The organism is Bacillus sp. PK3_68, assembly GCF_003600835.1.
Classification (GTDB): Bacteria; Bacillota; Bacilli; order Bacillales; family Domibacillaceae; genus Pseudobacillus.
The window spans coordinates 4,187,060-4,207,583 of record NZ_NQYC01000001.1; the positions used below are offsets into that span (position 1 = coordinate 4,187,060).

A 20,524-nucleotide genomic window follows, 5' to 3' on the forward strand; every position below is an offset into this window, starting at 1 on the left:
GAGAAAGATGAGTCTTCGTTCGAATCGTGTCGGTGAACAAATGAAAAAAGAGCTGACGGATATATTGAACCGGAAAGTAAAAGATCCGCGCATTGGTTTTATAACTGTCACTGACGTTGAAGTGACTGGCGATCTTCAACAGGCTACCGTGTATATTACGGTGCTTGGCAATGAAGAAGAGCGTGAGGGTACTTTGAAAGCTTTAACCAAAGCAAAAGGTTTTATCCGTTCGGAAGTGGGACAGAGAATTCGCCTGCGTAAAACTCCAGAGCTGCTCTTTGAAATGGATGCATCGATCGAATATGGCAACCGTATCGATACTTTATTAAGAGAAATCAACAGCCCTTCCACAGATCATTGATAAACAATAAAGGATCATAAGGTTCTGGCCTCTTCAGTGAATGAGATATAGACGCTTTTTCTGAGCTATATTCATTTCTTCTTAAGGGGCCAGACCTTTTTTTATGCCTGAAAAAGGAGAGAGACCGAATGGATGGAATACTTCCACTTTGGAAGGAAAAAGGAATGACTTCCCATGACTGTGTGTTTAAAGTGCGTAAAATTTTGAAGATGAAAAAGGTAGGGCACACTGGAACCCTCGATCCTGATGTAGAAGGAGTGCTGCCTATTTGTCTCGGACGGGCAACAAAGCTTGCTGAGTACATAATGAATTCAGGAAAGATATATGAAGGGGAAGTGACGGTTGGTTTTTCCACAACTACAGAAGATGCTTCTGGAGAAATAGTCGAACAACAACCCATACGTTCAAAAATTTCACGAGCCGAAGTCCTCTCGGTGTTGCAATCACTGACTGGGGAAATCACGCAAACACCGCCTATGTTTTCCGCTGTGAAAGTAAAGGGGAAAAGGCTGTATGAGTATGCTCGTCAAGGAATTGAAGTGGAAAGACCGTCAAGAAAGGTAACCATTCACGAGCTGGAATTATTGGACGACAGAGAATGGTATGAGGGAGAGGTCATTCGGTTTTCTTTTCGGGTGGCTTGCAGCAAAGGAACATATATCCGGACGCTGGCTGTTATGATTGGCGAACGACTTGGTTATCCAGCGCACATGTCTAAGCTCGTACGGACGGCGTCCGGCGGATTTAATAAACAGCAATGCGTCACATTGGAGGAACTGAGGAAACTTCAGGAAGAAGACGCCGCTTCCTCCATTCTTCAGCCTCTTGAAAAAGGGGTCAAGCATTTGCCGAAATGGGCAATAAATGATACATTAGCAAAGAAAGTAATCAACGGCTCTGTGTTGGATACTCCGACAGAATGGCCTGAAAAGGCACAAGAAGCGGCAGTATTTCATGAAGAGAGTCTACTGGCAATTTATAAGCTTCACCCGGATAAACCGGGGAAGGTAAAGCCAGTTAAAGTGTTAGCTGACTGACAGGAGGACAGGTGAGAACGGTGAAAGTGTATATGTTGCATCATCCCCATAACTTAGACAAAAATAATTTGCCCCCTTTAGTGATGGCTCTTGGCTTTTTTGATGGAGTCCATACCGGGCACCAGCAAGTCATTCGTGCGGCGGTAGAGAAAGCAAGGAATCAGGGCATAAAAAGTGCGGTGATGACATTTGATCCTCATCCGTCCGTCGTCCTTGGAAATACACATAAACCAATAAAATATATTACTCCAATGGATGAAAAAATTAAAAAAATAGAGTCACTAGAGGTAGATTATTTGTTTATTGTCCGATTCACCTCTGATTTTGCAGCACTCGAACCCCAGCAATTTGTTGATGAATATATTATTGGTCTCCATGTGGAGCATGTCGTTGCCGGATTTGATTACACATATGGCCGCCTTGGGAAGGGCACAATGGAAACTCTTCCTTTTCATTCGCGTGATGTCTTTACTTCAACAACGATTGATAAATGGGAGTATGAGCAAGAGAAAGTTAGTTCCACAAAAATTCGCCACTTTCTTGGGGAAGGAAATGTGGAAGAGGCAGCCCGCTTGCTCGGAAGGCCTTATGAGGTAAAGGGCACAGTCATTCATGGAGACAAGCGTGGCCGCAAAATTGGATTTCCCACCGCAAATGTGGAAGTGGATGAAGATTATCTCATCCCTGAAACGGGCGTCTATGCAGTGAAATTAAAAGTGAAAAATGAATGGTATGAAGGAGTTTGCAATATCGGCTACCGTCCGACATTCAAGCATCCCGATGAGCACAGTCTGTCGGTAGAGGTTCATATTTTTGATTTTGACCACTCGATATATGGAGAAGAGGTTTCTGTTAAATGGTATGCCCGGCTACGTGGGGAACAGAAATTTGATGGGATTGATGCCCTTGTGGCTCAAATTGACAAAGACAAGCAGGCGGCTGTTACGTATTTTGCAGTGGAAAGGTAAAGAGGTTGCATTTTTTCTTAAGATAAGCTATGATTAGAAATGCATTATTTGAACCTTTGCTCAGCATCGCGCCGCTCCAACGCATGCTTGGTAACAGGGGATTTTATAAAAACTAAGGAGGAATTACAATGGCTTTAACTCAAGAACGCAAGAACGAAATTATCAACCAATACAAAACTCATGAAAGTGACACTGGTTCTCCGGAAGTACAAATTGCTGTGCTTACAGAGCAAATCAATACACTTAACGAGCATTTACGCACTCATAAAAAAGACCATCATTCACGTCGCGGTTTGTTGAAAATGGTTGGACGTCGTCGTAACCTATTAACTTACCTTCGTAACAAAGATGTTCAACGTTACCGTGAATTAATTCAAAAGCTTGGCTTGCGTCGCTAAGCCGTTCAGAAAGCGGGATTTGTTCCCGCTTTTTTATTAGGAGAAAAACAATTGGGATTTAATTCCAAAAGAAAATAAAAAGTGAATGAGTAACTTATATTTTTCAGCAGAGAATATATAAGATAGATAAATTCAATGATATAACTTTGCATGAATCATCCCGAGTGTTATGCTAATAGTTAGGATGATACGCAATCACAACATTTATTGGTACAGAGAGGGGTTCATTTATGGAGCAAGGGAAACAAACATTTTCCATAGAATGGGCAGGTCGTGAGCTAACTGTTGAAGTTGGCCAGGTCGCTAAACAAGCTAATGGAGCGGCGTTGATCCGCTATGGAGATACAGTCGTACTAAGTACAGCTACTGCTTCAAAGGAAGCAAAGCCTTTTGACTTCTTTCCGCTAACAGTTAATTATGAGGAACGCTTATATGCTGTTGGGAAAATTCCAGGCGGTTTCATTAAGAGAGAAGGCCGTCCAAGTGAAAAAGCAACACTGGCAAGCCGGCTGATTGACCGTCCAATCCGCCCGTTATTCGCGGATGGTTTCCGCAATGAAGTACAAGTAATCAGCATAGTGATGAGTGTGGACCAGAACTGCTCCTCCGAAATGGCGGCTATGTTTGGTTCATCATTGTCATTAAGTATTTCTGACATTCCATTTGAAGGCCCGATTGCCGGTGTCATCGTTGGCCGTGTAAACGAAGAGTTTATTATTAATCCATCTGTTGAACAGCTTGAAAAGAGTGACTTGCACTTAACTGTAGCTGGAACAAAAGACGCGGTTAACATGGTGGAAGCAGGAGCAGATGAAGTACCTGAAGAGGTCATGCTTGAAGCCATCATGTTCGGCCATGAAGAAATTAAGCGTTTAATCGCTTTTCAGGAGGAAATTGTCAAGGCGGTAGGAAAAGAAAAAATCGAAATCGATTTGTACGAGCTTGATGCGGATCTTGAACAGCAGGTTCGTTCTATCTGTGAAAAGGAAATGGTCGAAGCGATTCAAGTGCAGGAAAAACATGCACGCGAAGATGCGATTAACGCCGTAAAAGCAACCGTTGTTGAGAAGTTTACAGCCGAAGAGGCAGAGGAAGAAACAATAAAGCAGATCGGACAAACCTTGGACAAGATCGTCAAAGAAGAAGTTCGCCGCCTTATTACAGTTGAAAAAGTAAGACCTGATGGCCGAAAAATCGACGAAATCCGTCCGCTATCTTCTATGGTCGGTTTATTGCCCCGTACACATGGTTCTGCTATGTTCACAAGAGGACAAACACAAGTACTAAGTATTTGTACTCTCGGTGCACTAGGCGATGTACAGATTTTAGATGGACTTGGCATCGAGGAGTCCAAGCGCTTCATGCACCATTATAATTTCCCTTCCTTCAGCGTAGGAGAAACTCGTCCATTACGAGCGCCAGGCCGTCGTGAAATCGGTCATGGAGCGTTAGGAGAACGGGCTTTAGAGCCGATCGTTCCAAGTGAAAAAGACTTCCCATACACGATTCGCCTCGTATCAGAAGTGTTGGAATCAAATGGTTCTTCTTCTCAGGCGAGTATTTGTGCCAGCACGATGGCGATGATGGATGCCGGTGTTCCGATCAAGGCACCAGTAGCCGGTATTGCGATGGGCCTTGTAAAATCCGGCGAACATTACACTGTTCTATCGGATATCCAAGGAATGGAAGACCACCTTGGAGATATGGACTTTAAAGTGGCTGGTACTGAAAAAGGTGTTACAGCCTTACAAATGGATATTAAAATTGAAGGCTTGAGCCGTGAAATTTTAGAAGAAGCTCTTCAACAAGCGAAAAAAGGCCGTATGCATATTTTAGATCATATGATATCTGTCATTGCTGAACCGCGCAGCGAGCTGTCAGATTATGCACCGAAAATCTTAACGATGACTATTAATCCGGATAAAATCCGTGATGTAATCGGACCAAGCGGCAAGCAGATCAATAAGATCATTGAAGAAACAGGCGTTAAAATTGATATCGAGCAAGATGGCACAATCTTTATTTCTTCAGTGGATGCCCAGCAGAATAATGCTGCGAAGAAAATCATCGAAGATATTGTTCGTGAAGTCGAAGTAGGGCAGCTATACGATGGTACAGTCAAGCGCATCGAGAAATTTGGCGCATTTGTTGAGTTGTTCCCTGGTAAAGACGGGCTTGTTCACATTTCAGAGCTAGCTGAAGAGCGTGTTCGCAAAGTGGAAGATGTTGTGGCACTTGGTGATAAACTTCTCGTCAAAGTCATCGGTATTGACGATCAGGGCCGGGTAAATCTTTCGCGTAAGACTGTATTAAAAGAACAAAAAGAAGCGGCTGAAAAACAAGGCCAACAGTCATAATCAAAAACCAGAGGATGCTCCTCTGGTTTTTTCGCATGTTCTATAATCCCTCTATTTTTCATAATTTTAAAACAATGGGGGGAGGCATGGACAATGGGAAAAATAAAACATATGATTAGTGTATTAATCATTGGAATGATTATGTTCTTTTTCGTTGAAAGCAAATTGATCAGCGGTTATCTTGAGGAATTAAAGAACGAGGCGCAATTCGCCCATCAAAGCGGACCATCATTGCTTCAACAGATCCAACAAGAAGCGAAAGATCGCTATGTTTCACCTCAGAATGCCAAGATTGATCGAGTATGGAAAGCAATACCCGGTTATAATGGACTGAAAGTAGATGAAAAGAAGTCCTACCAATTGATGAAAAAAGATGGAAGGTTTCAAGAAAGCCGTTTAATATATAAACAAATACCACCTAAGGTCCATTTAAAGGACTTGCCCCCCGCTCCAATTTATCGTGGACATTCTGACAAGGCAATGGTAAGCTTGGCTATTAATGTAGCATGGGGGGAAGAATATTTACCGGAAATGTTAGAAGTGTTGAAAAAGCATTCAATTCATGCTACCTTTTTCTTCGAAGGGCAATGGGTAAAAAAACACCCTGATCTTGCTAAAATGATTATAGATGCTGGACATGAAGGAGGAAATCACTCTTACACTCATCCGGATATGGCACGCCTAAGCAAGGCGCGTGCCAGAGAAGAGATGGAAAAGACAAATAAAGTTATTGAATCAGCAACAGGAACCCGTCCGCTGCTGTTCGCTCCTCCAAGCGGCAGCTTTACTGACGCGACAGTAGAAACTGCTCATCAGCTCGGAATGAATACAACTTTGTGGACAGTAGACACGATTGATTGGAAGAAACCTACGCCCGAAGCTCTTATTAATAGGGTCATAAGCCGTGTGCATCCAGGGGCGATCATTTTAATGCATCCGACTGAATCATCGTCCGCTTCTTTAGACACATTGGTTAGAAAGCTAAAGGCTAAACAATTAAAAGTGGACACTGTATCCAACTTGCTAAGCGAAACTAGAATTATTTCACATACATCATCATCTAGTCATTAACGAACTCGGCTTTTTTACAGCGGCTGAAATAGGAGGATTACATTGATAAAAAAGTTTACTTGTGACAATGGGGTTAGAATAGTAATGGAAGAAATACCGACTGTGCGGTCAGCAGCTATTGGTATCTGGATCGCGACAGGTTCAAGAGATGAAACACCTGAAAATAATGGTATTTCCCATTTTTTAGAACATATGTTTTTTAAAGGGACGGATACAAAATCAGCAAAAGAGATTGCCGAAAGCTTTGACAGCATCGGTGGACAGGTCAATGCGTTCACTTCGAAAGAGTATACTTGTTACTATGCTAAGGTGCTTGATAATCATGCGACTTATGCTGTGGATACGCTGGCCGATATGTTTTTTAATTCGGCTTTTGCTGAGGAAGAAATGAATAAAGAAAAAAGTGTAGTGTCAGAAGAAATTAAGATGTATGAAGATACACCAGATGACATTGTCCATGATTTACTGAGCAAGGCTTTTTATAAAAGTCATCCGCTTGGTTATCCGATACTTGGCACTGAGGAAACACTGGCTTCTTTTACAAGGGAAAAACTAAAACAATACATGCATGATATGTATACACCTGATCGCGTTGTTATTTCTATTGCAGGCAATGTCAGCGAAGAGCTAGTTCAGCATGCAGCGAAGCTTTTCGGCTCTTATCAAGGGGGACAACGTCCAGATCATGCGATATCGCCTGAAACATTTACAGAAAAAGTAGCCCGAAAAAAAGAAACTGAGCAGGCGCATCTTTGCCTCGGATTTGAAGGATTGCCGATTGGCCATAAAGATGTGTACAATTTAATTGTTTTGAATAATATTTTAGGAGGAAGCATGTCTTCCCGGCTCTTCCAGGAAGTACGCGAACAGCGTGGGCTTGCTTATTCGGTCTTCTCTTATCATTCTTCTTTTAGAGATAGCGGACTTGTCACGATATATGGCGGCACTGGAGCAGAACAGCTAGACGAATTATTTGAAACAATCCAGCAAACGCTAGCTACGTTGAAAGCGGACGGAATTAGCGGTAAAGAGCTGCATAATAGCAAAGAGCAACTAAAAGGCAGTTTAATGCTCAGCCTAGAGAGCACCAATAGCCGCATGAGCCGCAATGGTAAGAATGAGCTGTTGTTAAAGAAACATCGTACGCTTGATGAAATCGTCAGTTTAATTGATGAAGTAACGATGGAGAAGGTGAATAATCTCGGCAATAAAATCTTCAACAATGATTATTCGGCGGCTTTGATTAGTCCAGACGGAAAGTTTCCAGGGGCCGTTACTATATAATTAGAAAAAATCTCTTGCATATAGCAAGAGATTTTTTTATTCATTTCACCGAAATTCTATTTTTTCATACAATGTAGAAGCGAGAAGAAAGGGATGGTGAAAACGATGCTGACAGGGCTCCAGGTGGCTGTGTTAGGCGGAGATGCCCGCCAGCTTGAAATCATCAGGAAATTAACAGAACTTGATGCAAAAGTGTATCTAGTTGGGTTTGACCAACTCGAACAAAGCTTTACGGGGGCGGTAAAGGAGAAGCTGGCGGAACTGCCTTTTAACGAGTTAGATGCCATTATTCTACCGGTAGCTGGCTTGCAACCAACAGGTGAAATTGAAGCAATCTTTTCATCTCATCATCTCCGTTTAACGCAAGGCATGCTTGAAAAAACGCCCGATCACTGCATTCTATTTACAGGCATTAGTCCTCCGGTACTGACGAAGCTTGCTGCACAAACAGGAAAAACACTCATTCGCCTATTCGACCGGGATGATGTATCGATTTATAATTCCATACCAACTGCGGAAGGCGCAGTAATGATGGCAATCCAGCAAACGGATTTTACCATACATGGCTCTTCTGTTGCTGTTCTTGGCATGGGCAGAGTAGGAATGAGCGTGGCTAGGACATTTGACAGCTTAGGGGCAAATGTAAAGCTTGGTGCAAGAAGGAGCGAACATTTAGCGCGAGCAATTGAAATGGGGCTGACACCGTTTTCCATTGACCAGCTCCCTAAAGAAGCAGAGTCGCTAGATATCATTATTAATACAATTCCCTCTTTAGTCATTACCGCACAATCCATCGCCAGGATGAAGCCTCATATGTTAATTATTGATTTAGCTTCCAAGCCAGGAGGAACAGACTTTCAATTTGCCAAAAAGCGAGGCATCAAAGCAATCCTTGCTTTAGGGTTGCCGGGAATTGTGGCCCCAAAAACCGCCGGACAGATTTTAGCGAGCGTGATTGCGGACTTGTTAGGAGACATAAATACTACGAAAGGAGATTAGAAGATGTCATTAAAAGGGAAGCGAATTGGATTCGGCATTACGGGCTCTCATTGTACGTATGAGGAAGTGTTTCCGCAAATTAAGAAGCTTGTCGAACTTGGAGCAGACGTAGTTCCAGTTGTAACAGCTACGGTAAAAGGAACAGGCACACGCTTCGGTGAAGTGGGAGAATGGGTAGAGAAGATTGAAAAAGTGACAGGGAAAAAAGTGATTGATTCCATCGTGGCAGCCGAGCCGCTCGGTCCAAAAATCCCACTCGATTGCATGGTGATTGCTCCAATTACCGGCAATTCACTTAGCAAATTTGCCAATGCCATGACAGATTCACCGGTATTGATGGCGGCTAAAGCGACATTGCGGAATTTGAAGCCTGTCGTTCTCGGAATTTCAACCAATGATGCCCTCGGTTTAAATGGAATGAACATTATGAGGCTTATGCCTGTAAAAAATGTGTATTTTGTTCCGTTTGGTCAGGATGATCCGATAAAAAAACCAAATTCTATGGTAGCGAGAATGGACAGTCTGACAGAGACAATCGAATCCGCTCTAGAAGGAAAGCAACTACAGCCGGTTATTATTGAACGGTTCCGCTACGGGAGTTAATTTCTCCCCTTTTTTCTCTTTTTTTAAGAACTCAGCATTTTATTGCTCTTTTCGAACTTTAATATGATAAAATAGTAGCTATTAAAAGTGCTATTCTATTTTTTTTTACTATTTAATATTGTTTAAAAACTATTACATATGCACAAGTCTATTTGTTCATAGGGAATTTGAAAGGGGAAAAAGAAGGATGAATACAAAAGGATTTCATATTGCTCTTGTAGGCGCAACTGGAGCAGTTGGCCAACAAATGCTTCAAACATTAGAAGAAAGAGAATTTCCAATCCGTAAATTAACATTGCTTTCATCTGCACGCTCTGCAGGAAAAGCGATTCTTTATAAAGGGGAAGAAGTAATTGTACAAGAAGCAAAGCCCGAGAACTTTGAAGGAGTCGACATTGCTTTGTTCAGTGCCGGGGGCAGCATTTCTAAACAGCTTGCTCCAGAAGCAGTGAAACGGGGAGCGATTGTTGTGGATAACACGAGCGCTTACCGCATGGACGAAGATGTTCCGCTCGTTGTGCCGGAAGTAAATAAAGAAGATTTAAGAAAACATAATGGAATCATTGCTAACCCGAACTGTTCAACGATTCAAATGGTGGCTGCTCTTGAACCCATCCGCCAATCGTACGGTTTAAAAAAGGTGATTGTATCGACTTACCAGGCTGTATCTGGAGCAGGAGCGAAAGCCATCAATGAAATGTATAGCCAAACACAAGATATTCTTGATGGCAAAGAAGTAACGCCAGAAATTTTACCAGTAGGCAGTGATAAAAAGCATTATCAAATTGCTTTTAATGCCATTCCTCAAATTGACAAATTTCAGGAAAACGGCTTTACGTTTGAGGAAATGAAAATGATCAATGAAACAAAGAAAATTATGCACATGCCAGAGCTTAGTGTAGCAGCTACGTGTGTACGCCTTCCAGTAGAAACTGGGCACTCGGAGTCTGTTTACTTTGAAGTGGACACTAAGGGATTGTCAGCAGCTGATATTAAACATAAACTGCAGGATGCACCAGGGGTAGTTTTGCAAGATAATCCGGATGAACAAGTGTATCCAATGCCTGCGCATTGCATCGGAAAGAAAGAAGTATTTGTTGGACGGGTGCGCAAAGACCTGGATGAAGAAACAGGCTTCCATATGTGGGTTGTTTCTGATAACCTGCTCAAGGGAGCTGCCTGGAATTCTGTTCAAATTGCTGAAACATTGATTGAGATGGAGCTTGTAAAAGAAAAGTGATCGTAGGATGATCTCATCACGGAAATGCAGAGGTGTTTATAGTGAAAGTTATCGTACAGAAATTTGGCGGCACATCCGTCCGCAGTGAAGAATCACGCCGCCACGCTAAGCGGCATATTGAATCAGCGATCAAAGAAGGATATAAAGTTGTAGTGGTTGTTTCTGCGATGGGACGACAGGGAGATCCTTATGCAACAGATACACTCTTATCTCTAGTTAATGGAACAGAGATGAAACTGACAGCGAGAGAGCAGGATATGCTTTTGTCTTGCGGTGAAGTTATATCCAGCCTCGTCTTTACAAATATGTTATTGGAGAGCAACATAACTGCCTGTGCCATGACTGGGGCTCAGGCAGGATTTATAACAAATGATGACCATACGAATGCTAAAATCCTTGAAATGAGATGCGACAGGCTGCTAAAAGCCCTTCATTCGCATGATGTAGTCGTCGTAGCTGGTTTCCAGGGAGCTTCTAAAACGGGTGACATTACAACAATTGGACGCGGAGGAAGCGATACGTCGGCTGCTGCTCTCGGTGCTGCCCTACAGGCAGAGTGGGTAGATATCTTTACAGATGTCGAAGGAATCATGACAGCCGATCCTCGTATTGCTACGAAGGCGCGGCCGCTTTCTGTTGTTACTTATACTGAAGTGTGCAACATGGCTTATCAGGGAGCGAAAGTCATTCATCCCCGTGCTGTGGAGATTGCTATGCAGGCCAAAGTGCCAATGCGTATCCGCTCTACTCAGTCTGACGGCGTTGGGACGCTTGTTACTTCGATTACGAAGCCGAATCAAGGGCCGGACGTTCGTGAGCGCCTCGTTACAGGAATTGCCCATGTGAGCAATGTAGCACAGATTAAAGTACAGGCGAAAAAAGATCAGTATAACTTGCAGGCGGAAGTATTTAAAGCCATGGCCAACGAAAAGATCAGTGTGGACTTCATCAATATTTCTCCAACAGGTGTAGTTTATACGGTTGCAGGAGAGATGGCTGATCGTGCTATTTCTGTTTTAAGAGAAATGGATTATGAGCCTGACGTGGAGAAAGACTGTGCAAAAGTATCAGTCGTCGGTGCTGGCATGACAGGCGTACCGGGTGTGACATCTAAAATTGTTACGGCCTTGTCGGAACAAGGAGTCGGTATTTTGCAATCCGCCGACAGTCATACAACTATATGGGTGCTCGTTAAAAACGAACAGCTCGTAACGGCGGTTAACGCGCTTCATGATGCTTTCCTTTTGCACGAGGATCAGTTTGAATATGAAAATAACTAAGCCGGCTGTTTGAAGGAGGAAAAGGAGTATGACTTCTTTCGGACGGGTGTCAACTGCTATGGTGACACCGTTTGACTCAAAAGAAAATGTTGATTTTGAAAGAACGACCCAACTGGTGAATTATTTAATAAATAATGGAACAGACTCACTTGTTATTGCTGGAACTACTGGAGAATCTCCAGTTCTGACGGCGGAAGAAAAGGTCGCTTTGTTCCGCCATACAGTTAAAGTAGCCAATGGACGAGTACCTGTTATAGCGGGTACTGGTAGCAATAATACGCGACAGTCTATTGAGTTGACAAAGAAAGCTGAAGAGGCGGGCGTGGACGCTATTATGCTTGTTGCCCCTTATTATAATAAACCGAATCAGGAAGGGCTCTATCAGCACTTTAAGACGGTTGCCGAAGCGACTTCTTTACCCGTGATGCTCTATAATATTCCTGGACGTTCGAGTGTGAATATCGAGCCTGAAACGATTATTAGATTGTCTAAATTGCCTAATATTGTGGCAGTGAAGGAGGCGAGCGGAAATCTAGACGCCGTCACTGAAATCATTGCTGGCACAGACGATGACTTTCAGGTGTATAGTGGCGATGATAGCCTGACACTTCCGATCCTTTCAATTGGAGGAGTTGGTATCGTTTCTGTCGCTTCACATGTTGCAGGTAATGAGATGCAACAAATGGTTTCAGCCTTTTTAGATGGCAATTACAAGGAAGCAGCAAAACTTCATCAACAGCTTTTGCCGCTGATTAAACAATTATTTGCTTCTCCAAGTCCAGTGCCTGTTAAAACGGCCTTGCAGTTAAAAGGCATGGATATGGGGTCTGTACGTTTGCCGCTCGTTCCACTTACAGAAGCTGAACGTACCGCTTTACAGAAATTAGTGTAAACGAAAAAAATTCCCGATAGGTTGAGGTCTCCTGGCTGATACAGCTGCAGAAAGCTTTTTCTGCCTCATTTCAGCAGGAGCCCGCTTGTCGGGATTTTTTTGTTAAAATCAGATAAAAGCTTTCCCAGAGACAGATAGTATTGGCTTTACTTTCCTTCATCCCTTATAATAAACATAATGTGATGGGACGGGTGTTCTTAAGTATAGGAGGAAATTTATAGTGAGTAAGAAAAAAACGAAACGATTAAAGTGATTCCGCTTGGCGGAGTAGGTGAAATTGGAAAGAATATGACGGTAGTCGAAGTGGATGAAGAGATTTTTATAATTGACAGCGGGCTCATGTTCCCGGAAAATGAAATGCTCGGAATCGATATCGTCATCCCTGATATTTCTTATTTAATTGATAATAAAGAACGTATTAAAGGGATCTTTTTAACGCACGGACATGAAGACGCCATCGGCTCGTTAGGCTATGTGCTGCAAAAAATTAAAGCGCCTGTGTATGGAACGAAGCTGACAATTGCCTTGGCAAAAATGCGTTTACGTGAGGAGAACGTAAAGGAAGAAGTAAAGTATTATACGGTGCATTCAGATACGCGGCTCCGTTTTGATAGTGTGGAAGTAACATTTTTCCGCACAACTCATAGCATTCCGGATTCTGTTGGTGTAGCCATTCACACTTCCGAAGGAGCCATCGTGCATACGGGGGAATTTAAGTTTGATCAGGCCGCAAAAGGTCTTTATTCACCTGATATTGGAAAGATGGCTCAAATTGGCCAGAATGGGGTGTTTATGCTCTTATCTGATTCTACAGAGGCAGAGCGCCCGGGCCACACAACGTCTGAAGAAGTGATTGCTAGCCAGTTATCGGATGCTTTTCATATGGCAAAAGGACGTATTATTGTCGCTTCATATGCCTCCAATTTAATTCGTATCCAGCAAGTATTTGACGCTGCTTACGAGAATGGCCGCAAAGTGGCCGTCAGCGGTAAAAGCTTGCAGCGTGTGAACGATGTGGCGATCAAGCTAGGCTATTTAAATGTTCAAGAAGATGTATTGGTTAGCCTGCAGGAAATTGCTGAATATCCGGAAAATGAAATTGTAATTTTAACAACGGGCGTGCAGGGAGAACCAATTGAAGCACTGCAAAAAATGGCAAAAGGAACGAACAAGCTCGTAAGAATTAAAGAGGGGGATACAGTTTTAATTACGGCTACGCCTTCTCCGGGATTAGAGCTGCTTATGGCAAAGACAGTGAATCTTCTTTATCGTTCCGGGGCAAATGTGGTAACAGGCAGCCGTAAAGTGCATGTTTCTGGTCACGGCTTCCAAGAAGATTTAAAGTTTATGCTCAATCTCATGAAACCACGTTATTTTATTCCTATTCAGGGTGAATACCGCATGTTGAAAGCCCATGCCAAGCTAGCTGCTCAAACAGGCGTACCCGTGGAGAACATTTATATCCCTGAAAAAGGGGATGTGATTGAATATAAAAACGATAAATTGCGCGTCAGCTCTAAAGTATCTGCAGGCAATGTCCTGATTGATGGAATCGGCGTAGGAGATGTAGGCAACATCGTCTTGCGAGACCGTAAGCTTTTGTCACAGGATGGAATTTTCATTGTCGTCATTACGCTAAGCAAAAAACAAAAACGGATTGTCTCCGGTCCAGAGATCATATCGCGTGGTTTTGTGTACGTACGAGAGTCCGAGAAACTGATGGAGCAATCGACGAAATTAATCACTGATATCGTAGAAAAAAATATGGCTGGCGAATCTTTTGATTGGTCAAGCATTAAGCAAGATATTAGAGATCAACTGAATTCATTCCTATTTGAAAAAACGAAACGTCGTCCAATGATCCTTCCCATCATCATGGAAGTCTAGAAAAGCGGAAGGCGCTCGTTCAGCGGCGACAAGCATAAGACAAGCCAGCTGGAAGGTTGTTTTTTAATCTTCTGGCTGGATGGGCTTATGACCTCGAGCCGCTAGCGCCTGCAGCTGGACAATAGAAAAGCGGAAGGCGCTCGTTCAGCGGCGGAAAAGTCTTTGTTATTCCACCGATAAAAAGAAGATACTCTACGAATGATAAAATTAAAAATAAGCCTTCGGGCTTATTTTTTTTGTTTATTGTTCTCTGATGCTTTTGAATAATATCAGTCAGGATGAAGAGAATATTCATATACAAGTTAGGCGTTAGAATGCGTCGCCTTCGAAAGGAGAAATTGGATATGGATATAGAAAAGAAAACAATGGAAGAAACAGAGCCGGAAGAACAGAATGAGAAACCCCAATCTTCTTTAATGGAGAAAATTCAACAGCTCGGACAGACAAATGTCCCCCAGCTTTCAAGTGATTCTCCTGTACATTGCCTCACTATTATTGGCCAAATTGAAGGGCACTTGCAGCTCCCTCCGCAAAATAAAACAACAAAATATGAGCACGTCATTCCGCAAATTGTGGCCATTGAACAGAACCCCTCAATCAAGGGGCTGCTCATTGTTTTAAATACTGTGGGAGGAGATGTTGAAGCAGGGCTCGCTATTTCTGAGATGCTTGCTTCATTGTCAAAGCCAACCGTTTCCATTGTTCTTGGAGGAGGGCATTCTATTGGTGTACCGATTGCTGTTTCCTGTGATTATTCCTTTATTGCTTCCACGGCTACTATGACCATTCATCCAATCCGGCTGACTGGTCTCGTGATTGGTGTTCCGCAAAGCTTTGAGTATTTGGATAAAATGCAGGAAAGAGTAGTCAATTTTGTTACAAAGCACTCAGCTATTTCAGAAGAAAAGTTTAAGGAACTAATGTTGGCAAAGGGGAACTTAACAAGGGATATAGGTACAAATGTAGTTGGCAAGGACGCTGTCCAGTACGGCTTAATTAAAGAAGTAGGCGGAATCGGGGAAGCGATGAGGAAGCTAAATGAATTGATTGCTGCTAAAGAACAAGGCGGAGCGATGATCCAATGATTTTATACACAGTCATGCCGTATGAGCACATTTACCCCGAAGATACTCAAGGGAATAATCTGGAATTTATTTCGTGGAACGGTATTCCACTTTTTGCAGAGCGTGAGGAAAATCGCTATAAAGTTGTCCGGATTCTCAGTACCGATCCGTCCCACTATTTAAACCAGCAAGTAACACCCGGCCAATTCATTTCCCTTTAAACATCGTTAGATAGATACGAACAAATATGCTATAATATAGAAAGCAGCCCCATCGGCTGCTTTCTTGCTTTTTGTTTTAATCCAATGATTAGGTGGGAGCTATGGCAAATAAAAAGAAGAAAAAATCGTCCAAGCGGACAAAAAAATCAATGCAAATCAAAGAAGCGATTAAGCTGGAGTTAATTGGAATTATCACCATTGCCTTGAGCCTCATCGGCATCATAAGACTCGGCGCAGTAGGCAATGCTTTCGTTTATTTTTTTCGATTTTTCCTCGGCGAATGGTATATGATTGGCTTCATCGCTGCGATCCTTTATGGAATTTACATAATGGCAAAACGTAAGAGGCCTCTTCTGTTTCGTAGGAAACAGGTGGGACTGTATGTTATTTTGATGAGCGTATTACTTTTAAGTCATGTAAAGCTGTTTGAGCTGCTTGGAAACGGTCGGTCGTTTAATGAGCCGAGCGTCTTAATTAACACATGGGATCTTTACTGGCTGGAGGTAAAAGAAGGAACGGCCAGCAGCCACGACCTGGGAGGCGGGATGATCGGTGCCACGCTATTTGCTGTTTCCTACTTTTTATTTGATACGCTTGGCACAAAAATTTTGAGTTTCGTTCTTATCATGATTGGTTTGATTTTAATTACCGGCCGGTCGTTTGGAGAAATTTTTAACAAGCTATTTGTAGCCGGTCAGAAAAACTTTAAAAAGCAGTGGGCTGTATTTCTCCAAGATATGAAAGAGTGGAAGGATGAGAGAAAGACAAGACGGGCCGATCGGGTGGAAGAGGATGAAAAAATACCTGAAAGAGCATCTGAAAGAACAGTAGAGCCACATTCCCCATTGACTAATAATGAAGACAATTATTCGGCTCCGGAGCCGATTATTTCAAGTTTTACCGAGCGTGCTTATCAGGAGGAAGCGGAGCCCGTTCTAGAACGGGGAAAAGAAGAAAAGGCAAGGCCAGCCCAGGCCGCTGAAAAAGAAGAGGATGATCGAGCACCTTCTATGACTTTTACAGAGGTAGAAAACAAAGATTATCAGCTTCCTTCGATTAACCTGTTAACAAGGCCCCAGCAAACGGACCAAAGCAGAGAATACAAACAAATCCATGCAAATGCAGCGAAGTTAGAAAGAACATTCCAAAGCTTCGGTGTGAAAGCGAAAGTCACCCAGGTTCACCTAGGGCCTGCTGTGACTAAGTATGAAGTGCATCCTGATGTAGGGGTAAAAGTCAGCAAGATTGTTAGTTTAAGTGATGACCTCGCCCTGGCGTTAGCCGCAAAGGATATCCGGATGGAAGCGCCAATCCCCGGAAAATCGGCTATTGGAATCGAAGTGCCTAATTCGGAGGTAGCTATGGTCTCGCTTCGGGAAGTATTAGAAGCAAGTGCTAATGAAAAACCAGGATCCAAGCTAATGATTGCTTTTGGACGCGACATTACCGGAGAGGCAGTATCGGCTGAATTAAACAAAATGCCCCATTTACTCGTAGCCGGAGCTACAGGAAGTGGGAAGAGTGTTTGTATAAATGGGATTATTACTAGCATCTTAATGCGGGCAAAACCGCATGAGGTCAAGCTCATGATGATTGATCCGAAAATGGTGGAATTAAATGTTTACAATGGCATTCCTCACCTGCTGGCGCCGGTTGTAACAGATGCAAAAAAAGCTTCCCAAGCACTGAAGAAAGTCGTAGGAGAAATGGAGCGTAGATATGATCTGTTCTCTCACAGCGGAACGAGAAACATTGAAGGGTATAACACCCATGTGAAACGCCATAACGAAGAGACAGGAGAAAAGCAGCCGCTTCTTCCTTATATTGTTGTTATCGTTGATGAGCTGGCTGACTTGATGATGGTCGCCTCGGGCGATGTAGAAGATTCTATTACAAGGCTTGCCCAAATGGCACGAGCAGCAGGCATTCATTTAATCATTGCCACTCAGCGACCTTCTGTCGACGTCATTACCGGTGTAATCAAAGCAAACATTCCGTCAAGAATTGCTTTTGCCGTATCTTCAATGACAGACTCGAGAACCATCCTGGATATGGGAGGAGCGGAAAAACTTTTAGGCCGTGGGGATATGCTTTTCTTTCCTTCAGGCGCCTCCAAGCCGATCCGCGTTCAGGGAGCGTTTTTATCTGATGAAGAAGTAGAAGAAGTCGTTGATTATGTGATTTCTCAACAAAAAGCGCAATATCAAGAAGACATGATCCCTGACGATACACCGGAAACGACGAGTGAGGTGGAGGATGAGCTATATGAAGAGGCAGTTCAGCTGGTAGCAGATATGCAAACTGCTTCTGTCTCTATGCTGCAAAGAAGATTTCGTATTGGCTACAGCCGTGCAGCACGGTTGATCGATGAGATGGAAATGCGAGGAGTTGTTGGCCCATATGAAGGCAGCAAACCACGAACAGTTTTAATTTCTAAACAGGCAGAGGAGCATATGCAATAATGACAAAGCCGCCGAGTTTCCTATCCGGCGGCTTTTATGATGAATGTCCTTTTCACGTCGAGCTAATAATTATAAAGTTAAATATAGGCTTAATCAAGGGGTTTTTCATAATTATGCGAGGGAATTGTATACATAAAAAACAAATAACATGAATCATTGATTTTATCTTTTCAATCTGGACAAAAAGTGCTATCTTAAACTTAAATTAGTAGAAATGTTATACATCAGAGGTCTGACGTTGTAAGAAAGTGGGTGGTTACATGACAATAAAGTCGGATAGCCGGCATTTATACCTTCAAGTAATTGATCGTTTGAAAAGAGATATTGAAGCAGGGGTTTATAAGGAGAGAGAAAAGCTTCCTTCCGAGTTCGAACTAGCCAAGCAGCTAGGGGTGAGTCGTGCTACCCTAAGAGAGGCCCTGCGTATTCTTGAAGAGGAAAATGTCATTATCCGCAGGCATGGAGTCGGAACATTTGTAAACGCAAAACCGCTGTTTACCTCAGGCATTGAGCAGCTGAAGAGTGTAACGGACATGATCATTCAAGCAAATATGGAGCCGGGAACGATCTTTTTAAATTCGGGTATACAAAACCCGACTGAAGAAGATATGCGGCGGTTTGACTGCGGACCGGACGAAGAAATATTTGTAATCGAACGGGTGCGCACAGCTAACGGGGAACCGGTTGTCTATTGTTTGGATAAGATTCCGGTTAACTATTATCCGGAGAGTTATAACTATGGCGATGAATCACTTTTTTCACTGCTTGATCGGACAAGCAGTCGGAAGATCTCCCACGCGGTCGCCCAAATTGAACCGTTTGGCTATCATGAGAAAGTGTCACCCATTCTTCAATGCGATCCTGAAACTGCTCTGCTCATCTTAAAACAATTGCATTTTGATGAAACAGATCAGCCGATTCTTTACTCCGTGAACTACTTCAAAGCGGATAAATTCAGTTTCCACGTCTTGAGAAAGCGGTTCTAGCTTTTATGGAAACATTTCTACTAACTTTAAATTTTAGGAGGTTATCTTGATGACAAAACGCAAGTTTGGTCTTGCCATGTCCCTTGTTCTTGCAGCCGGTACGATCCTTGGTGCATGCGGTGGCGGCAATGATGATGGAGAGAAAAGCCAAAAGGGCAACAACAAGAAAGATGATCAGTTTACAGTAGCTATGGTTACCGATGTAGGTGGAGTGGATGATAAATCCTTTAACCAGTCTGCCTGGGAAGGATTACAGGAGTTTGGCAAGGATAACAACCTGGAAAAAGGAACAAGCGGCTATGACTATATCCAATCAAAGTCAGATGCTGACTACAAAACGAACTTAAATACAGCAGTTCGTAATAAATTTGATCTGGTTTATGGAATTGGTTATAAACTTAAGCCAGCTATTGAAGAAGTAGCAAAACAGCGTAAAGACAGCCACTTTGCTATCGTTGACGATGTGATCGAAGGCCAAGATAACGTAGCAAGCATTACATTTAAAGAGCATGAAGGTTCTTTCCTTGTCGGTGTAGCAGCTGGATTGACTACTAAATCCAATAAAATTGGCTTCATCGGTGGAACTGACAGTGACTTAATTAACAAATTTGCAGCTGGCTTCCAGGCTGGTGTGAAAGCGGTTAATCCTAAAGCAACTGTGAAAATTGAGTATGCTGGCGCGTTTGATAAAGCAGACAAAGGACAGCAAATGGCTTCTGCTATGTATGGATCAGGCATCGATATTATTTACCATGCAGCTGGTGCGACAGGTAATGGAGTATTTACAGAAGCGAAAAACGAAAAGCAGAAAAACCCTGATAAAGATGTTTGGGTAATCGGTGTTGACCGTGACCAAGCTGAAGAAGGAAAAGTGACAGTCAATGGAAAAGAAGAAAATATCACATTAACTTCTATGGTTAAGCGTGTAGATATCGCTGTAAAAGACCTAGCTACAAAAGCAAAAGAAGGAAAGTTCCCAGGTGGGGAATTGCTGGAATACGGTCTTGAAGACAACGCTGTAAGCATTGCTCCAACTCAAGATAATTTAAGTGAGGACGTAAAGAAAGCCGTTCAAGAATGGACAGAAAAAGTTAAAAACGGTGAAGTGAAGGTTCCTTTAAAGCCTGAAGGAAAATAATCTAGCCACTCTGCAATAACGTAGTACTCCCGGGGTAAATCAGAGAATTAAGAAGATTTGCCCCGGCTTAAAAATGGTAACAAGAATGCAGCACGTCTGTATGTTTGTTAGGATTTTTAAGCTGGCGCTTTTGCTTGTCTGCAAAATGCCGGGAAGCTCTGTGTTCTGCAAAAATCCTAGTGATAGAAGGTCAGACATCCTACTTGCAATCATTAATTCGTTTATCTACACGATAGCCTGTGCGGCAAGAAAAGACCTTAGATGAGGAGTGAGTCA

18 protein-coding genes are annotated in these 20,524 nt (G+C 42.8%); all 18 read left to right on the forward strand.

Features of this window, described 5'->3' with window-relative positions; translation table 11 throughout:
• Positions 1-7 precede the first annotated feature (7 nt).
• The 18 genes from rbfA (at position 8) to CJ483_RS21085 (ending at position 20,248) form a co-directional block, all read left to right on the forward strand.
• Entirely contained in the window at positions 8-361 is a 354-nt protein-coding gene (gene rbfA / locus CJ483_RS20995) for a 30S ribosome-binding factor RbfA (protein WP_120037317.1), read from the forward strand.
• A 128-nt stretch (positions 362-489) separates the two neighbouring features.
• Entirely contained in the window at positions 490-1,398 is a 909-nt protein-coding gene (gene truB, locus CJ483_RS21000; protein WP_120037319.1) for a tRNA pseudouridine(55) synthase TruB, read from the forward strand.
• Positions 1,399-1,418: 20 nt separating this feature from the next.
• Positions 1,419-2,366: a bifunctional riboflavin kinase/FAD synthetase gene (gene ribF, locus CJ483_RS21005; protein ID WP_120038185.1), complete on the forward strand. Its 948-nt coding sequence runs from the start codon at positions 1,419-1,421 to the stop codon at positions 2,364-2,366.
• Between the two features lie 128 nt (positions 2,367-2,494).
• Complete coding sequence (gene rpsO, locus CJ483_RS21010; RefSeq protein WP_049661588.1) at positions 2,495-2,764, forward strand: 30S ribosomal protein S15; 270 nt, start codon at positions 2,495-2,497, stop codon at positions 2,762-2,764.
• A gap of 230 nt (positions 2,765-2,994) precedes the next feature.
• A complete protein-coding gene (pnp, locus tag CJ483_RS21015; RefSeq protein ID WP_120037321.1) occupies positions 2,995-5,121 on the forward strand; it encodes a polyribonucleotide nucleotidyltransferase in 2,127 nt (708 codons plus the stop codon).
• A 93-nt stretch (positions 5,122-5,214) separates the two neighbouring features.
• A complete protein-coding gene (locus CJ483_RS21020; protein WP_120037323.1) occupies positions 5,215-6,192 on the forward strand; it encodes a polysaccharide deacetylase family protein in 978 nt (325 codons plus the stop codon).
• A 42-nt stretch (positions 6,193-6,234) separates the two neighbouring features.
• Positions 6,235-7,476, forward strand: coding sequence for a M16 family metallopeptidase (locus CJ483_RS21025; RefSeq protein WP_120037325.1), 1,242 nt, complete (start codon positions 6,235-6,237; stop codon positions 7,474-7,476).
• 105 nt (positions 7,477-7,581) lie between these two features.
• Positions 7,582-8,475: a dipicolinic acid synthetase subunit A gene (gene dpaA, locus CJ483_RS21030; protein ID WP_120038187.1), complete on the forward strand. Its 894-nt coding sequence runs from the start codon at positions 7,582-7,584 to the stop codon at positions 8,473-8,475.
• A gap of 3 nt (positions 8,476-8,478) precedes the next feature.
• Entirely contained in the window at positions 8,479-9,078 is a 600-nt protein-coding gene (locus tag CJ483_RS21035; RefSeq protein WP_120037327.1) for a dipicolinate synthase subunit B, read from the forward strand.
• 187 nt (positions 9,079-9,265) lie between these two features.
• On the forward strand, positions 9,266-10,318 hold the full coding sequence (asd, locus tag CJ483_RS21040; protein ID WP_120037329.1) for an aspartate-semialdehyde dehydrogenase: 1,053 nt from the start codon (positions 9,266-9,268) through the stop codon (positions 10,316-10,318).
• Between the two features lie 41 nt (positions 10,319-10,359).
• Complete coding sequence (gene dapG, locus CJ483_RS21045) at positions 10,360-11,598, forward strand: aspartate kinase (protein ID WP_120037331.1); 1,239 nt, start codon at positions 10,360-10,362, stop codon at positions 11,596-11,598.
• Between the two features lie 28 nt (positions 11,599-11,626).
• Positions 11,627-12,490 (forward strand): 4-hydroxy-tetrahydrodipicolinate synthase, encoded by an 864-nt coding sequence (gene dapA / locus CJ483_RS21050; RefSeq protein ID WP_120037332.1) that lies wholly within the window; start codon positions 11,627-11,629, stop codon positions 12,488-12,490.
• Between the two features lie 249 nt (positions 12,491-12,739).
• Positions 12,740-14,377 carry a ribonuclease J gene (locus CJ483_RS21055; RefSeq protein ID WP_275064570.1) on the forward strand — a complete coding sequence of 546 codons (1,638 nt, stop codon included), beginning with the start codon at positions 12,740-12,742 and terminating at the stop codon, positions 14,375-14,377.
• Between the two features lie 344 nt (positions 14,378-14,721).
• Complete coding sequence (locus CJ483_RS21065; protein WP_120037336.1) at positions 14,722-15,462, forward strand: ClpP family protease; 741 nt, start codon at positions 14,722-14,724, stop codon at positions 15,460-15,462.
• The gene (locus tag CJ483_RS21070; protein WP_120037338.1) at positions 15,459-15,662 is read left to right on the forward strand and encodes a YlzJ-like family protein; all 204 of its coding nucleotides are present in this window, start codon (positions 15,459-15,461) and stop codon (positions 15,660-15,662) included. Before CJ483_RS21065 ends, CJ483_RS21070 begins: the two co-directional genes overlap by 4 nt.
• Positions 15,663-15,763: 101 nt before the next feature.
• A complete protein-coding gene (locus CJ483_RS21075; RefSeq protein ID WP_120037340.1) occupies positions 15,764-18,124 on the forward strand; it encodes a DNA translocase FtsK in 2,361 nt (786 codons plus the stop codon).
• Positions 18,125-18,384: 260 nt separating this feature from the next.
• A complete protein-coding gene (locus CJ483_RS21080; protein WP_120037342.1) occupies positions 18,385-19,110 on the forward strand; it encodes a GntR family transcriptional regulator in 726 nt (241 codons plus the stop codon).
• Between the two features lie 49 nt (positions 19,111-19,159).
• Complete coding sequence (locus CJ483_RS21085; RefSeq protein ID WP_120037344.1) at positions 19,160-20,248, forward strand: BMP family lipoprotein; 1,089 nt, start codon at positions 19,160-19,162, stop codon at positions 20,246-20,248.
• Positions 20,249-20,524 lie beyond the last annotated feature (276 nt).

Excerpts from the sequence above, each read along its gene's own strand:
- CJ483_RS21035 (WP_120037327.1), top strand. The coding sequence starts at position 8,479 with ATGTCATTAAAAGGGAAGCGAATTGGATTCGGCATTACGGGCTCTCAT.
- CJ483_RS21070 (WP_120037338.1), top strand. The coding sequence starts at position 15,459 with ATGATTTTATACACAGTCATGCCGTATGAGCACATTTACCCCGAAGAT.
- pnp (WP_120037321.1), top strand. The coding sequence starts at position 2,995 with ATGGAGCAAGGGAAACAAACATTTTCCATAGAATGGGCAGGTCGTGAG.
- CJ483_RS21085 (WP_120037344.1), top strand. The coding sequence starts at position 19,160 with ATGACAAAACGCAAGTTTGGTCTTGCCATGTCCCTTGTTCTTGCAGCC.
- CJ483_RS21020 (WP_120037323.1), top strand. The coding sequence starts at position 5,215 with ATGGGAAAAATAAAACATATGATTAGTGTATTAATCATTGGAATGATT.
- dpaA (WP_120038187.1), top strand. The coding sequence starts at position 7,582 with ATGCTGACAGGGCTCCAGGTGGCTGTGTTAGGCGGAGATGCCCGCCAG.
- dapA (WP_120037332.1), top strand. The coding sequence starts at position 11,627 with ATGACTTCTTTCGGACGGGTGTCAACTGCTATGGTGACACCGTTTGAC.
- asd (WP_120037329.1), top strand. The coding sequence starts at position 9,266 with ATGAATACAAAAGGATTTCATATTGCTCTTGTAGGCGCAACTGGAGCA.
- CJ483_RS21080 (WP_120037342.1), top strand. The coding sequence starts at position 18,385 with ATGACAATAAAGTCGGATAGCCGGCATTTATACCTTCAAGTAATTGAT.
- CJ483_RS21065 (WP_120037336.1), top strand. The coding sequence starts at position 14,722 with ATGGATATAGAAAAGAAAACAATGGAAGAAACAGAGCCGGAAGAACAG.
- rbfA (WP_120037317.1), top strand. The coding sequence starts at position 8 with ATGAGTCTTCGTTCGAATCGTGTCGGTGAACAAATGAAAAAAGAGCTG.
- CJ483_RS21075 (WP_120037340.1), top strand. The coding sequence starts at position 15,764 with ATGGCAAATAAAAAGAAGAAAAAATCGTCCAAGCGGACAAAAAAATCA.
- truB (WP_120037319.1), top strand. The coding sequence starts at position 490 with ATGGATGGAATACTTCCACTTTGGAAGGAAAAAGGAATGACTTCCCAT.
- rpsO (WP_049661588.1), top strand. The coding sequence starts at position 2,495 with ATGGCTTTAACTCAAGAACGCAAGAACGAAATTATCAACCAATACAAA.